The sequence below is a fragment of the Sphingobium agri genome (genome assembly GCF_023051225.1).
GTDB classification, from domain to species: Bacteria; Pseudomonadota; Alphaproteobacteria; order Sphingomonadales; family Sphingomonadaceae; genus Sphingobium; species Sphingobium agri.
The window spans coordinates 1-15,557 of sequence record NZ_JALKHS010000005.1 but is presented as its reverse complement, the minus strand read 5'-3'; the positions used below and the strand labels follow the sequence as shown (position 1 = coordinate 15,557).

Here is a 15,557-nt window from a genome sequence, read left to right as displayed (position 1 = left end):
CGGAGGTTTCGCGAGAAGCCTTCCGCGCCCTCACTCCATCAAAGCCGCCGACCGCTGCCGATATTCGCGCGGCGACAAACCCGTCGCCCGGCGAAAGGCACGGGCAAAGCTGTTGCCGTGCGAAAATCCCGCTTGCTCGGCCACCTGCTTCATCGGCACATCGCCGCGCGCCAGCAGAAGCTTCGACTGCTCGATGCGATAGGTTTCGATATAGTCTGAAATCGTCTTGCCGGTCAGCGCCAGGAACTGCCGATGCAGATGTCGCGTGCTGATCCCGCACAGGGCAGCCAGTTCAGAAACACCGGGCATGGGCGCACCCGCCTCGATCCGTTCACGTATCCGGCGGAACTGCCAGGGAGCGAGGCGGCTGGCCGTCGCCGCGCCCGCAGCCTGATGGAACACGCGGCCAAGCTCCACCCGCACCAGCTGGAACAGCGCCTCCATGGCCTCAGTGGACCGGTCTAGCGGATTGATCAATTCACGATGGGCCAGCCGCATCAGGCTGCGCAGCGCGTCGTTGCGAATATTCAGCAGCCCTTGCAGGAACGACAGCGAAGGCTCGCCCGCGCCAATGATCGCAGCGCCATGCCGCTCATCGAAAAGGCATCGGATCACGCGGATCTGCCTGCCCTCCGATCGCCCGCCGATCGCCACGCCCGGATGGCGGACGAACAACGCGCCCATGAAGCAGCGCCGTTCCGGGTCGATATCCGGGAAATAGGCCGATGCGTCGGCCGCCATCGGGGGCAGCGACATTTCCAGCATCAGCTGCTGCTGCGTCTGCTCGAAACTCACCATGTCGGGCCAATGCCATTCCACCAGCTCGAACCGCCCGCCCGACACGGGGCAGGATGCGATGACCGTGGCGGTGAAGTCGATATCGTCCATGTTCGCCGCCATCCCTACCGCATCAACGCCCGCCAGGCCGCCGGCGGCCGCCCCGTCTCGCGCCGGAATGCCGCCGTAAAGGACGGAGCCCCCGCATAGCCCAACGCCCGCGCAATCTCCTCAATCGACCCCTGATCCTCGGTCAGCATCGCCTTGGCCCGGTCGATACGCCGCCGCCGGATCGCCGCGCCGGGACTAATCCCCGTCGAGTGGTGGAAACAGCGGATGAAATGATCCCTGCTGATACCACACCGCTCCGCCATTGCATCGATCGAGGGTGCATCACCAGGCGCGTCGATCATCGCCAGCGCAATGCGCAGCGCCCGCGCGGACAGCCCACCCCGCCGCCGCCCCGCGCGCTCAGCCGCCTGGGTCAGGAACCGTCGCAGGTCGAGCAGGATCAGCCGCACCAAAGCCTCACTGACATCGGCGCTGTCGTCGCCCGGGTTCTCCACCTCCGCCGCCAGCCGCAGCATAGCTTCCTCGATCGGCGGCGAATGCATGTCGAAACAGGCGCTGAGCGTCGCGTCGTCGAAACTGATCCCCGTCAGCGCCGGGGCAATCCGCTCATCCTCAAAGCGGATGCGGATGGTGTCGAACGCCCCTTGCGCCACATGAAACTCCATCGGCACGCCAGCCGGACGCAGCGCTAGCGCCCCCATGCGCGCGAACGGACGGCGCGGGTCGCCCGCCTTCCGCCCCTCCGACCCGGTCAGCAGTCGTGACAGCCCAAGCATCAGGACCGACTGCGCCTCGACCATCTGCACCGTCTCTTCCCGCACTTCGGGATAGGCGCAAATCTCGACCACCGCGCCATCCAGCCGGACCGACCGCCGCACGATGTCGGCGCTCTCCCGCGCCAGCCGGATCGAAATCGCATCCATGGGTGCCGCTTATCACATGGCGCGATATATTACGAGATCATGTGACAATCATGCGCACTCACTCCGGCGAAGCTTGAGCGCGCCCGCGGCCGCCGCATAGCAATAGGGTCAAGGAGAGTGCCCCAATGAATCGCCCGACCGGACCCATCACGCCTGCCACAGACCCGATCGCTCAGGAAGAAGCGCGCTGGCAGCAGGAAACGCGGGGCCCCGCCATGGGCGACCGCCCCGAGCGCCGCGACCCGTTCGTGACGCAGGCGCTCAAATGGCCGATCAAACCGCTCTACACGCCCGCAGATCTCGACGCGGTCGGCTTCGATTACAGCGCAGATCTCGGCTTCCCCGGCGAATACCCCTACACCCGTTCGACCCGCCCCAACGGCCACCGCACCGATTTCTGGACGATGACCCAGGTCACCGGCTTCGGCAAGGGCGAGGATTGGGCGAAGCGCGCCCGCTACATGCTGGACCAGGGCCTCTCCGGCCTGATCCTCGAATATGACCTTGCGACCACCAATGGCTATGACAGCGACGATCCCATCGTGGAGGGCGAAGTCGGCCGGGCAGGGATGGCGCTCGATAGCCTGGAAGATCTGGAAAAGGCCTTCGACCTCCCCTTCGACAAGCTCAAATATCTGATGAGCGTCTGCAACGCGCCGCAGCCTGTCAACCTCGCCATGATCATCGCCGCGCTGGAAAAGAAGGGCGTGGACCCCAAGGATTTCGTCCTCCACATCGTGAACGGTATCCTGATCGAATATACCTGCGTCGGCCGCTACATATATCCGCCCGAACATGGATTGCGCATCGCGACGGACTGCATCGAATATATCATCCGCAACCATCCCAATTGGGCGCCGATCTCGATCATTTCCGCCCAGCTTCAGCCTGCCAAGGCGAACCCGGTGCAGGAGATCGCCTATTCGCTCGCCATCGCCTGCGCCTATATCGACGCGGTGCTGGGACGCGGGCTCGATATCGACACGGTCGCGCCGTACATCAATCACTTCGTCGTCAATGTGGACATGGATTTCTTCGAAGGCGTCTGCAAGCTGCGCGCTTTCCGCAAATGCTGGGCGCGGCTGATGAAGGAGCGTTACGGCGCGTCGAAGCCCGAAGCGCTCAAGATCCGCATGATGACGTCGCCGACCACCATCGCGCTCACCCTTCAGCAGCCGCTGAACAACATCGCCCGCCTCGGCATCATGGCGACCGCCTGCGCGCTCGGCGGGGCAGGGGAGGCGATGACCACCCCTCTCTATGACGAAGCCCACGCCCTGCCGGCCGAAAACGCCATCCGTGTGGGCGCCGCGATTCAGCATATCGTCGCCCATGAAACCGGCGTCGCCGAGACGATCGATCCGCTCGCAGGCTCCTATTATGTCGAAACCCTGACCAAGCAGATGGAAGACGCCGCCTTCGCGGAGATGGAGAAGGTCTTCGCCATGGGCGGCGCGCTGAAAGCCATCGAGACCGGCTATATCCAGCGCGCGCTCGGCCGCGAACAATATGAGCGCAACAAGGATATTGAGGAGGGCCGCCGCAAATGGGTCGGCGTCAACCACCTCACCCGCGAGGATGAGGCGCGCGAGATCGAAATCTTCCGCCTCGACGAAGCGATGGAGGAGGAGCAGATCCGCAAGGTTCGCGACCTGCGCGCCCGCCGAGACCAGCCTGCTGTCGATGCCGCCCTCGAAAAGGTCCGCGAAGCCGCCCGCACTGGCGCGAACATGGTCCCGCCTTGCCTCGAAGCCGTCAAACTCTACGCCACGCACGGCGAAATCTGCAACGCGATGCGCGACGTCTTCGGCGTCCACAGCGCTGACAGCCAGCTTATGGGGATCTGACCAGCATGACCACATTCAAACGCCCCTTGCGCGTCCTGCTCGCCAAGCTCGGCATGGACACGCACACCGTCGGCGTCACCGTCATCGGCCACGCCCTGCGCGAAGCGGGGATGGAGGTGATCTTCACCGGCCTCAAGCAAACCCCCGAAATGGTCTGCGCCGCCGCAGTACAGGAGGATGTGGACGTCGTCGGCATCTCCACCCTGTCTGCGGGTCATACCCGCAGCCTGCCAAAGCTCGCCCGCCTGCTCCGCGAAGCGGGCGCGGGTGACAAGCTGCTCGTCGCGGGCGGCGTCATCCCCGAAGAGGACAGGCCGATCCTCGAAGAGGCGGGCGTCGATCGCATCTTCACCATGGGTTCGGACACGCGCGACATCGTCGCCTATCTCGAAAGCTGGTGGGCGCAGCGGCTGGCGGAGGATGCCGCCTGATGATGCAGCGCGCGGCGGATGTCGCGAACCGCCTCCTTGCCGGGGAAGTGGCTGCCGGAGCACGCGCCATCCGCTGGCTGGATGATCGCGACCCGCGCGGGCCGGAGCTGCTTGCTGCCGTCTATCCGCAAACGGGCCGAGCGCAGGTGGTGGGCGTCACCGGGCCGCCCGGCGCTGGCAAGTCCACCCTCACCGATACGCTCGTCATCGAATGGCGCAAACGTGGCCAGCGCGTCGCCGTCATCGCCGTCGATCCCTCCAGTCCCTTCACCGGCGGCGCAATCCTGGGCGACCGCGTTCGCATGAGCCGCCACGCGCTTGATCCGGGCGTCTTCATCCGCTCGCTCGGCACGCGGGGTCAGGCGGGCGGCCTGTCCCGCTCCACCCATGACGCCTGCCTCGTCTTCGACGCCATGGGCTATGACATCATCCTCGTGGAAACCGTGGGCGTGGGCCAGGATGAGATCGACGTCGTTAACCTCGCTCACACGACCGTCATCGTCGCCGTGCCGGGCCTTGGTGACGAGATTCAGGCGGTAAAGGCGGGCCTCATGGAGGCTGGCGACATCTTCGTCGTCAATAAAGCCGACCGGGACGGCTATGACGCGACCCACCGGCAGATGGAATTGATGCTGCACCTGCGCGCGCAAACCGTCACGGACCAGCGCTGGGACGTGCCCCTGCTGCGCGCCGTCGCCGCGAAAGGGGAGGGCGCTGACGCCATCGTCGACGCCATCGCCGCTCACCGCGCCTGGTTGGACGACCATGGCGACTTCATAAGCCGCAGCCGCCTGCGCGCCCGCGAACAAGTTCTTTCGCTGGTGCGCGACGCTCTTGCGGATCGCGCCGTCAGCATGAGCGGCGACGCCATCATGCACCGCGTAGAAACGCGGCAGCTTGATCCCTACACGGCGGCAGAGCAGATTGTCGCCACCCTATCTGGAAAGAGTGCAGCAGCATGACCAAATCCATCTGCGCCCTGGCGCACAAGCCCGGCAGCACCCGTGAAGATTTCCAGCTTTATTATGAGGATCATCATGTTCCTCTGGCGATCGGCCATTTCCCCTTTTCGGCCTATGCGCGCAACCATGTCATCGGGACGCAGGCCTTCGGCTGGGACACCATCAGCGAATTCTGGTCTGACGATATAGAAGCCGCCGCCGCGCTGATGGCGGGGCCAGTGGGCGAAATCATGGCCGCCGACGAAGAACGTTTCATGGACCGATCCGTGATCGCGCCTGCCGGGGTGGAGGAAGTGATCCTCTCCTCCGGACCGCGCGCGGCAACTGACGGCCAGCGCACAGCCTTGCTGGTTCAGGACAGTGCCGAACATGTCGACTTACGGTCCGCGGTCACTGATTGGGCTCGCAGCCTCGCAAAGGACATGGCAGGCGTATCCATCGACTTCACAACCAATTGGACCGAAAGGGCTTTCCCTGCGAAGGCAGTGCTGTGGCTGCCCGGATCGCAGGACCCCAGCATCCCGCAGGGTCTTTCCGTTCAAAAGCTGCTCGTCCGCCACGCGGAAACCCCCGCATCACGACTGCTGGGCTCGCCTTCCTGAGTAGCCACTCACTGTTGGGATTATGCAACAGCGTAGACATAAACGTTATATGTTACGCAGATTGCAACTAGCGGGTTGATGTAAGCGATAATTGCGACTAACGGAACCGCATCGGACATGTTTCTTCATGTTCGGGCTCAACAGGCGCTTTTTCCGGTGTAAAGCGCGCCGACAACGATAAATGCCGCACTGTTGACGAAGAACAACTGTGTTTGGGAGGATATATGAAATCCATGTTGCTTGCGGGCGTCACCGCAATTCTCGTTCCTTTTTCCGTATCCGCAAACGCGCAGGAACAGTCTTCCGCCGCGCAGGAGCCTTCGACGAGCCTGGGCGACATTGTCGTGACCGCGCGCCGTTCCGCTGAAACGCTGCAGGACGTTCCCGTAGCTGTGACCGCGCTCAGCGGCGACTTCATCGAACGGCAGAATATCTCCGATCCGACGGACGTGCCGAACTTCGCGCCGAACATCACGATCGAACAGCAGCCGTCCAGCCTTTCGGCCGCGACCATCTACATTCGCGGCATCGGCAACAACGAGCCTTCCGCCGTGTCGGAACAGGGCGTTGGCGTCTATCTCGACGGCGTCTACCTCGCTCGCGCGGCTGGTGCCGTGTTCGACCTTATCGACCTTGAGCGCATCGAAGTTCTGCGCGGTCCGCAGGGCACGCTGTTCGGCCGCAACACCATCGGCGGCGCGCTGCAGCTGATCACCAAGAAGCCCGCCAATGACATGGCCGTCACGGCCAAGGCTGGCTACGGCCGCTTCAACGAATGGTACGCGCGCGCGCGCCTCGACACCGGCTATATCCTCGGTGACGTGCTGAAGGCGTCGATCGCCTACCAGCATCGTGAAGGTGACGGCTATGTGGACAATATCCTGACGCCCGCCCGGCAGGACCCCGGCTCGCTCAACGCGGACTCGCTCGCCATCGGCCTGCAGGCGGACCTCGGCGACGTCACGGTCAACTACAGCTTCGACTATGACAACCGGAAGGGCACGCCTGCCTTCTTCCAGATCGTCGCGGCGACGCCACAGGCGCAGGATTATTATTCGCAGTCGCCCAGCTTCGGCGGCGCGCCGTTCCTCGTCAGCCCGGATCGTCAGGGTACGGTCCAGCAGGCGGGCTTCACCGACCGCAATGGCGATTTCCGTTACGGCAGCAAGACCCGCGTTCATGGTCATGCACTGACCATCAACTATGACGCCATTCCGGAACTGACACTGAAGTCGATTACCGGATACCGCAAGTTCTTCCAGGACACGATCCTGAACCTGTCGGGTAACGGCGTACTGCGTGGCCCAGTTGTAGACTTCACCTCGCCTACGCTGGTTTCCGTCCAGGATGTCGTTCCCTACACCGGGAACAATGCGCCGCAGAAACAATGGCAGTTCAGCCAGGAATTCCAGGCGCTCGGTAAGGTCGGCGACTTCAACTACCTGCTCGGCATGTATTATTTCTACGAAAAATCGTCGGAATATAACCAGCAGGCATTGACGATCTTGGCGCCGCCTGCTGCCCTCGATTTCTACGGCTTCCCCGTCGGCACGGGTGCCGCAGTAGCGGCGGCCAACCCGGGCCTCGCAACGGTCGGCATCAATGCGACGCCCGTTCAGGCGTTTGGCGGCACGTCGCAGTCGATGGCGCTCTTCGGTCAGGTGAGCTGGAAGCCTGCCTCGCTGGACGAGAAGCTCGAAGTGACCCTCGGTGGCCGCCATACCGCTGACGACAAGACCATCTATCTCGCGGGCGATGTTTTCCCCGTGCAGCGTGGCCGCCGCAGCTTCGATAATTTCTCCTGGCTGGCTTCGGTGTCCTATGAGGTCATGGATGACGTGATGCTCTATGGCCGCGTATCCACCGGCTATCGTTCAGGCGGCATCAACCCGCGCGGCGGCACCATCAACGGCTTCGATCCGGAAAAAGCCACCTCTTACGAGGCCGGTATTAAGTCGCAGTGGTTCGACAACCGCCTGCGCCTGAACCTCGCTGGTTACATGACGGACTATGATGATCTTCAGGTCCAGCAGTTCGCCGCGGGCAGCGGCGGCGCCACCTCGTTGATCGTGAACGCGGGTAAGGTGCGCCTGTCGGGCTTCGAAGCGGAACTGACCGCAGCGCCGTTCCAGGGTTTCCAGATCGACGGTTCGGTCGGCTATGTGAAGCATAACTACAAGACCTTCCTCTTCCGCGATCCGGGCACCAACACGGTTCTTGACGTCGCTGACGAGGCACGACCGCTCTACACGCCAAAGTGGAACGTGCATGTCGGCGCTGAATATTCGCACCCGATCGGCGGCGGCGACACGCTCGTCCGTCTGCGCGGCGACTATTCCTACCGTTCGAAGATCTACTTCAACGCGCTCGACAACACCGCGCCGTTCAACGAACAGATCGTCTCGCCCAGCCAGACCAACGTCAAGGCACGCCTGTCTGTGGAAGGCATCGACCTTGGCAGCGGCAAGCTCGACGTAGGCGTCTGGGGCGACAATCTGCTGAACCAGCAGCGTCTGGTCTACGGCATCGACTTCGGTGCCCTGGGTTTTGCCGGTGCGACGTTCAACAAGCCGATCTCCTACGGCATCGACGCCAAGATCGCCTTCTGATCACCCCCAACATTCCCCTCCCGCAGGCGGGAGGGGTTAGGGGTGGGCGCGAGCGAAGCGAGCTTCGACGCAAGCCTTTGAAGAACAAGTCCGAGGTGGCGCTAACCCACCCCCCTGACCCCCTCCCGCCTGCGGGGGGGGGAATGGCATCTACCGGAGCCGACGTCTAATTCATCGTCGATCCCCCATCCACCGCAATGCACTGTCCGCTGATCCACTCGCCATCGTGGCTCACAAGCAACGCCACCATCGCCGCGATGTCCTCCACTTCGCCTAGACGCGGAGACCGGCCCCTTGCCAGCACCTCCTGCTGGAAATCGGTCGGCATCGTCTGGCGAAGCTCTGGCGTGATGATCAGGCCCGGCATGATCGCATTGGCCCGGATGCCTTGCTGGCCCCAGCCGCTTGCTACATGACGCACCAGCGCGTTGATACCGGCCTTTGCCATAGCATAGCAGGGACGCACCGGCTCCGCCGCGATGGCCGCTGCTGACGAGGTGTAGATCATCGCGCCGCCCCCGCGCTCGAGAAGCTTTGGCACGGCATGGCGCGTGATGCGCAGCATGCCCTTCAAATTGACATCCAGCGTGCGCTCCATCACCTCTTCGGTCACGGTGAGCGCATCGCTGTCCGACATCAACACGCGCAGGTCAGCGAAATTGGCATGGACCGCGTCGATGCCGCCAAAGCTGCTCGCCGCCCCGCCAATCAACGCCGCGATCGACGCGTCATCCGTGGCATCGAATGCATAGCCGACAGCCCGACTGCCCATTGCGTTGATCTCCTCGACCAGGCTGTCAATCTTTGCCTTTTCACCCGCCGGCGCGGCCACGGCGACGGTCGCGCCCTCCGCCGCCAGCCGCAAGGCCGTGCCCCGGCCAATGCCGGTGGAGGCGCCCGCCACCACGACGGCCTTGCCTTCCAGGCGACGGCAACCCCGCGCATAATTCGCGTTCATCCATACTCTCCTATTTCGTTTCTTATTCGCAACTATTTAGAAGGTTCAGCGGTGCCCACCCCCTGCCAACCGAGCCCCAAAGCTTTTTCAACACTGATAAAGCTGCTGGTCAACGCCGCCGCCGCCTGGACCCGCGCCTGCGAGGCGTTCAAAAGCGAACGGCGGCTTTCCAGATAATTAATGCGTGAAATCGTCCCCGCCTCGCTCCGCTGCCGCGCAAGTTCGGCCGCCGCTTTCCCCTGTTGCTCCGCCCGCACTAGATCCGCCAGGCTCTCGCGCTGCCGCTGGAACCGCGCCAGCGATCCCTCCGCATCCTGCAACGCTCCCAGCACGGCCGCCCGGTAATCCGCCGCCGCCTCGTCCCGCTGCGCCTCCGCCGCATTGATCCGCGCCCGCGCTTTGCCAAAGTCGAGGAAAGACCAGCTGATCCGCGGCACCGCCGCCACCGTGAACTTGTCCAGGTCGACCAAATCTTCCGGCGATGATCCACCGAGGCCGATCAGCCCGAGGAAACTGATGTGCGGAAAGCGCGCCGCGTCCGCCACGCCGATCCGCGCGGTCTGCGCCGCCAGCTTGCGTTCCGCTGCCCTGATGTCGGGGCGACGCTGCAACAGCGCAGCTGGATCACCGACCGCGACTTGCGCAGGCGGCAAAGGTAGGGGCATCGGCGCATCCAACATGCCGTCGAGTGAACCCGGAGCGCCGCCGGTCAGCACCGCCAGCTTGTCTTTCAGCGAATCGATTTCTGCCCGCATCGGCGCCAATCTCGCCCGCGCTCCGTCCCTGTCGGATTCCCGTTGCAGGAAGTCGCCGCGCGCAATCGTCCCGCGCTCGAACCGCTGCCGGGTGAGGGCGACTTCCTCATCCTGCAAGGCCAGGGCCTCTGCGCCCAGCGCAAGCCGCTGCTGCCGGTCCCGCAGATCGACATAGCTTTGCGCCACTTCCGCCGACAGGCTGACGCGCGCGTCTTCCAGGCTTGCCTCGCTTGCCGCCACATCGGCCCGGCTTGCCTCGACCGCGCGGCGGGAGCCGCCGAAGAGATCCAGCTCCCAGCTCGCGTCGAAACCCAGATTGTAAAGGTCTAATGTGGTGGCGCCCCCGTCCTCGGACTGCCCGGGTAAACGCGCCTTTGCATAAATGGCTGATCCGTTGATCGTCGGCAATTCATCCGCCCGCCTTTGCCGAAGCGTGGCGCGCGCCTGCCGGATACGGGCGGCAGCAGCGTCCAGACGCGGATTGCCGCTCAGCGCGCGGTCGATCAACTGGTTGAGAACCGGATCGCCCAGGCTCGTCCACCAAGGGCTGGCACCGTCAACGGATGTGCTGTCCGCACTGCCCCTGACGAAGTTTGGCGGCGGGGGAGGGGCTGCCTCTTGTGGCCCCCGATAGTCGGGGCCAGCGGTACAGGCCGTGGCCAGCAGGAGGATGAAGGCAATGGCGGATCGGTTACGCATTGGCGATCTCAATGGGCGGCCACGGGCGCGGCATGCTGTGGCAAGGGGCGAAGGAAGAAGACGAGCGGCGCGGTGCAGAGGATGGCGATGATCAGCATCCAGAACAGGTCGATATAGGTCATGGTCAGCGCCTGCGTATAAATGCCTTGCTCGATCATGCGGTAGGCTGCCTCATGCCCGCCGAGCGCCTGCGCCTGCATGTCCACATAATTTTGCAGGCCAAGCCCGTTGGCGGCGAGGTTTTCCTCCATCCTGCGGCTGTGGAGCCACAAGCGCTGATCCTGCATGACCGCGATTCCCGCCAGCGCGAACGAACCGCCCAGATTGCGCGCTGCGTTGTACAGGCCTGACGCGTCGGCGGCCAGGGATGTCGGCACAGACCGGATCGCAGCCTGGTTCAGGAACATCATGACGCAGATGGTGCCGACCCCGCGCATCAGCTGGGAATCGACGAAGTCGGCGCCAGTCGACGCCGATGTCAGCGACGTTTCGATATAAGTGCTGAGGATCAGCAGGGCCAGGCCGACCAGCACCGACAAATGGATCGGTACGGTCCGGATCGCCCATGGCATGAACGGCATCATCAGCACCATCGGTATGCCGGAAAGCAGGACGATCTGCCCCGATTGCAGCGCGTTATAATGCGCGATCGCCGTCAGGAACTGCGGGATGACATAGGATGTGCCGTAGATCACCATGCCGATCATCATCGCCATGATGAACACCGCGCCGAACTGCCGGTCGAGCAGCAGCCGCAGCCGGATGACGGGCCGCTCCGAACGCATCTGCCCCGCCAGCAGCATGGCAAAGCCCGCGACCGCCGTGATGGTGAGCCAGATGATCGTCGAGGATTCGAACCACTGTTCCCGCTCGCCTTCCTCCAGCACAACGGTAAGGCCGCCGAGCCCCAGGATCAGGCCGAACACGCCCAGCCAGTCCGCCTCGCCGATAAGGTCCAGCCGCGCCCGCTCATGCGGCAGTGCGACGAACAGCAAAAGCAGCAGCGCAACGCCGACCGGAAGATTGAGGAAGAAGGCATAGTGCCAGCTCCAATTCTCGGTCAGCCAGCCGCCCAGCACTGGCCCCATGATAGGACCCAGGATGGCGGTCGCGCCAAAGAGTGAGTTGCCGACAGGTTGCTGGTGGCGCGGCAGCCGGGTCGCGATGATGGTCATCGCCGTCGGGATCAGCGCGCCGCCCGTGATGCCCTGGCCGATCCGCCCGCCGATCATCACCGGCAATGTCTGCGCCATGCCGCAGATCATCGAAAAGAGGACGAAGCCGATCGTCGCGATGATGAGGAAATTGCGCAGCCCCAGCAGTCTTTGCAGCCAGCCTGCCAGGGGGATGATAACGATTTCGGCAACGATGAACGACGTCGCGATCCACGTGCCTTCCGTACCGCTTGCGCCGATTTCGCCCTGGATGATCGGCAAGGCCGAATTGACGATGGAGATGTCGAGCATCGCCATCATCGCGCCCAGCGTGCCTGCCGCAACCGCGAGCCAGTCCGCCGCGCTCGCGCGCTGCGCTGTCTCAGGCTGGGCTGCGTTCACTTGGCGGCTTCCCGCCGGACCTGCTGGTTGTTCTTCAGCCGCTCCAGCTCTTCGCGAGCCGAGCGCGTGTCCACAGATACGCCGACGGACATGCCGGGCAGCAACAGCTTCTTGATCGACGGATCAGCATCGATCGCGATCCGCACCGGCACCCGCTGAACGATCTTGGTGAAGTTGCCGGTCGCGTTCTGCGGCGGCAGCAGCGAGAATTGCGCGCCGGTGCCGGGCGCAAGGCTTGCCACATGGCCATGTAGCGTCATTCCCGGCAGAGCGTCGACCTCGATCTCCGCTGGCTGCCCCTGCCGCATCAGGCCGAGCTGCGTTTCCTTGAAATTCGCTTCCAGATACAGCTGTTCGACCGGCACGACGGACATGAGGCGCAGCCCCGGCTGCACGAACTGCCCTACCCGTGCGGAAAGGTCGCCCACCCGCCCGGCGACGCTCGCGCGGATCACCATGTCGCGGACATTGCGCTGCGCCGCCTCAAGCTGCGCGCGCGCACTCTGGCCCTGGGCCTTCGCCTGGGCGATCTGCGCTTGCAGGCTGGCGATGCGCCGTTCCGCGCCCTCCGTGGTCGCGCGCTGTGCCGCGACATCCTGCGCCGCCTGCGCTGCCTGTGTGCGAAGCGTCGCCAGCTTTTCCCGCGGTTCCGCTCCACTCGCGGCGAGCGGGGTGTAGCGCGCCACCTCGGCTGCGGCAAAGCGCGCCTTGGTCTGCGCCGCCGCCAGCATGGCGCGGGCTTGCGCGATGGCGGCTTCCTGTTCTCCGATCAGCGCTTGCGCATTCTCGGCATTGGCCGCTGCCAGATTGATCTGCGCCTGTCCCTGTGCCGCCTGAGCCGGATAATCCGGCGCTTCGATCCGCAGCAGCGGTTGACCAGGTTTCACATCCTGATTCTCATGCACCAGCACTTCGCTGATATAGCCGGACACGCGGGCGGACACGGTCACGCTGTCGGCCTGCAGATAGGCGTCTTCGGTGCTCTGCTGATATTTGCCATATGTCTGGTGGCGTATGAACCAGATCGCCCCGATGATCAGCACGATCACGGCGGCCGTGCCCAGGATCAGGCCCAGCTTGCGCCGCTTCGGGCTGCTCGCGCTGTCATGAACGTCTTCGTCGGGAAGGGTCCCTGCCTCGGCCCTGTCGGTCAACGGCCCCTTAGCTTCGGTCATATCATTCCTACCGTCTCGGCTTTACGGCGACGGCTTAGGGTTTGCCGCAGGCGGAAGGCAAGTATTTTTCCGATCCCGGATCGGAAATGTTGTCAGGTCAGCAGGAGGATAACGCTCAACCCTATAAGCGCCGATGTACCACTAGCCAGGCACAGCAATCGAAAGGGACATAACAAGAATATGGTGCTGTCAGGTTCCATCCTCTTCCCCATATATTAACGTCGGGGTTACCAGAATTATAAACGATCTCCGCGATAACTCCAAATCCCTTTGCGCAGATCCGCTTGCTACGAAAAACAGCGGTTCGGCTCTTTTTGCGCTTCCCCTATGCGCAGGATAGCCGCTATTCGACATCGTGGAACGATAACAATCCAGCCTCGCGACCGGAATGGAGAGAAATATGTCGCAGTCATTGCTCGACCGGATTGCGCTGCACGATCTCGTCATGCGCTACTGTCGCGGATGTGATCGCCGCGACTTCGCTCTCGTGCGAACCCTCTATCATGATGATGCGATCGACGACCATGGAGCGATGTTTCAGGGCGGTCCCGATGCATTCGTTGCCTGGCTACCTGAAGTGACCGCGCATTGGAGCCTGACCCGCCACAGCATCAGCAACAGCCTGTTCGTCGTCGACGGCGATCATGCCGAAGGTGAACATTATGTAGAGGCCTGGCATCGTACCCATGGCCCTGACGCCAAGCTCTTCATCGCCCTTGGCCGCTATCTCGATCGATATGAACGGCGGGATGGCGAATGGAAATTCACCTATCGCAGCCTCGTCTTCGATCATGGTTCGATCGTGCCGGTTGATGAAGGAGCATTTGAACGGATGAGCAAGGATGCACCCAATGGCCGCGCGGATCGTGATGATCCGTCCTTCCGCTATCCCCTGCTGGCGGGGTTGAGCGCATGAGGGCCGCGCTTTGGGATGGACAGTCGCTCTTCGTCAGTGACGCCGTGACACTTCGCCCCATCGGGCCGGGCGAGGTTCGTGTCCGCGTTCTGCGGTCCGGCATCTGCCACAGCGACATAGCGATGCTGACGCCGCACCTGCCCAACCTCCCGGTCGTGCTGGGGCATGAGGCCGCAGGTGAGATCGCGGAACTCGGTGCAGGCGTAGAGGGCTGGTCGGTGGGCGACCATGTCTGCGTGGGGACGCAAACACCGTGCGGAGAATGCCGGGAGTGCCAGCGCGGGGAACCGCATAATTGCGACATCAATTGGGGCATGGCGCCCGGCTTTCCCTTCACCCTTGATGGAAAGCCGGTCGCCTCTTTCGCCAACGTCTCCTCTTTCGCCAGCGAAATCGTGGTGAAGGCCTCGCAATTGTTCGCGATCGATGACCTGCCTTTGGATCAAGGTGCGCTGATTGGGTGCGCCGTTTCGACGGGCGTCTGCGCCTCGCGCGTTCTCGGCCGAGTGCGCGCCGGGGACACCGTCGCCGTTTTCGGCGTGGGCGGCATCGGCGTCAACGCCATCCAGGGCGCGGCCCGGAACGGCGCGAAAGTGATCGCAGTCGATGCCAATCCGGCAAAGGAAGCGACGGCGCGGCAATTTGGCGCCACCGCCTTTGTGCTGGCAGACCCCGCACAGGACAGCGATGCCGCGGCGGCTGCCTTGGCTCGCGACCATGGCCCCATCGATGTGGTGGTGGAATGCAGCGGCGCGGTGGGCGCCATCAACACCGCCTTGCGCTGCACGAAGCGCGGGGGCCGTGTCGTGCTGATCGGCATGTCGCGCCCCGGTGCGGAAGCGGCGCTGCCGCTCGGCAGCTTCGTCATGGGTGGTGAGGTGATTGCGACCATGAACGGCGGCGCGCTGCCGCAGCGTGACTATCCCGAACTCATCGCGCAAGCGCGGGACGGTCGGCTGAACATCGCCGACCAGATCAGCGGCATCTGGCCGCTCCACCGGATCAATGAAGCAATCGCCGCGCTGAAGGCGGGCGAAGTCACCCGCGCTGTCATCGACCACGAACTGTGATGGAGAGCGTAATCGTCTTACGCGGAAGCCTTCGCTCCTTCCGTCACCCCGGGCCTGACCCGGGGTCCCGCTACCTCTGCAACATCAGATAAGTGGTGGAACCCCGGACCACCTCCGTGGCCGATCAATCCAACCCGATCATGCTTGTCTTATGACATTGCGGTCCGTTTGGGCCATGCTGGATTGCCCGGGCCGGGGTGGCCAC

The 15,557-nt window shown here is 63.7% G+C and carries 13 protein-coding genes; 7 read left to right on the top strand and 6 right to left on the bottom strand.

Annotated features, from left to right (window positions below; genetic code table 11):
* Positions 1-30: 30 nt before the first annotated feature.
* Together MU848_RS02775 and MU848_RS02770 are read right to left on the bottom strand one after the other, a co-directional pair.
* Complete coding sequence (locus tag MU848_RS02775; protein WP_247230124.1) at positions 31-900, bottom strand: helix-turn-helix transcriptional regulator; 870 nt, start codon at positions 898-900, stop codon at positions 31-33.
* Positions 901-902: 2 nt separating this feature from the next.
* On the bottom strand, positions 903-1,772 hold the full coding sequence (locus MU848_RS02770) for a helix-turn-helix domain-containing protein (RefSeq protein WP_247230123.1): 870 nt from the start codon (positions 1,770-1,772) through the stop codon (positions 903-905).
* 125 nt (positions 1,773-1,897) lie between these two features.
* On the opposite strand from MU848_RS02770, the gene MU848_RS02765 reads away from it, so the two are divergent.
* The 5 genes from MU848_RS02765 to MU848_RS02745 all read left to right on the top strand — a co-directional run bounded on the left by MU848_RS02765 (position 1,898) and on the right by MU848_RS02745 (position 8,223).
* Positions 1,898-3,619 (top strand): methylmalonyl-CoA mutase family protein, encoded by a 1,722-nt coding sequence (locus tag MU848_RS02765; RefSeq protein WP_247230122.1) that lies wholly within the window; start codon positions 1,898-1,900, stop codon positions 3,617-3,619.
* A gap of 5 nt (positions 3,620-3,624) precedes the next feature.
* Positions 3,625-4,050 carry a cobalamin B12-binding domain-containing protein gene (locus tag MU848_RS02760; RefSeq protein WP_247230120.1) on the top strand — a complete coding sequence of 142 codons (426 nt, stop codon included), beginning with the start codon at positions 3,625-3,627 and terminating at the stop codon, positions 4,048-4,050.
* A complete protein-coding gene (gene meaB / locus MU848_RS02755; RefSeq protein ID WP_247230118.1) occupies positions 4,050-5,012 on the top strand; it encodes a methylmalonyl Co-A mutase-associated GTPase MeaB in 963 nt (320 codons plus the stop codon). The genes MU848_RS02760 and meaB overlap by 1 nt, the downstream gene beginning before the upstream one ends.
* The gene (locus tag MU848_RS02750) at positions 5,009-5,614 is read left to right on the top strand and encodes an EthD domain-containing protein (RefSeq protein WP_247230116.1); all 606 of its coding nucleotides are present in this window, start codon (positions 5,009-5,011) and stop codon (positions 5,612-5,614) included. Before meaB ends, MU848_RS02750 begins: the two co-directional genes overlap by 4 nt.
* A 224-nt stretch (positions 5,615-5,838) precedes the next feature.
* Positions 5,839-8,223 (top strand): TonB-dependent receptor, encoded by a 2,385-nt coding sequence (locus MU848_RS02745; RefSeq protein ID WP_236575196.1) that lies wholly within the window; start codon positions 5,839-5,841, stop codon positions 8,221-8,223.
* Positions 8,224-8,389: 166 nt separating this feature from the next.
* Here MU848_RS02745 and MU848_RS02740 read toward each other — a convergent pair whose 3' ends face one another.
* From MU848_RS02740 to MU848_RS02725, 4 genes are read right to left on the bottom strand one after another with little or no spacing between them, the layout of a single operon-like run.
* The gene (locus tag MU848_RS02740) at positions 8,390-9,181 is read right to left on the bottom strand and encodes an SDR family NAD(P)-dependent oxidoreductase (RefSeq protein ID WP_247230114.1); all 792 of its coding nucleotides are present in this window, start codon (positions 9,179-9,181) and stop codon (positions 8,390-8,392) included.
* Between the two features lie 32 nt (positions 9,182-9,213).
* Positions 9,214-10,635 (bottom strand): efflux transporter outer membrane subunit, encoded by a 1,422-nt coding sequence (locus MU848_RS02735; protein WP_247230112.1) that lies wholly within the window; start codon positions 10,633-10,635, stop codon positions 9,214-9,216.
* Between the two features lie 8 nt (positions 10,636-10,643).
* Positions 10,644-12,191, bottom strand: coding sequence for an MDR family MFS transporter (locus MU848_RS02730; protein ID WP_247230110.1), 1,548 nt, complete (start codon positions 12,189-12,191; stop codon positions 10,644-10,646).
* A complete protein-coding gene (locus tag MU848_RS02725; protein ID WP_247230108.1) occupies positions 12,188-13,366 on the bottom strand; it encodes an HlyD family secretion protein in 1,179 nt (392 codons plus the stop codon). Before MU848_RS02725 ends, MU848_RS02730 begins: the two co-directional genes overlap by 4 nt.
* 400 nt (positions 13,367-13,766) lie before the next feature.
* Here MU848_RS02725 and MU848_RS02720 point away from each other — a divergent pair, with 400 nt between their 5' ends.
* A complete protein-coding gene (locus tag MU848_RS02720; protein WP_247230106.1) occupies positions 13,767-14,282 on the top strand; it encodes a nuclear transport factor 2 family protein in 516 nt (171 codons plus the stop codon).
* Positions 14,279-15,352 carry an alcohol dehydrogenase catalytic domain-containing protein gene (locus tag MU848_RS02715; RefSeq protein WP_247230105.1) on the top strand — a complete coding sequence of 358 codons (1,074 nt, stop codon included), beginning with the start codon at positions 14,279-14,281 and terminating at the stop codon, positions 15,350-15,352. Before MU848_RS02720 ends, MU848_RS02715 begins: the two co-directional genes overlap by 4 nt.
* Positions 15,353-15,557 lie beyond the last annotated feature (205 nt).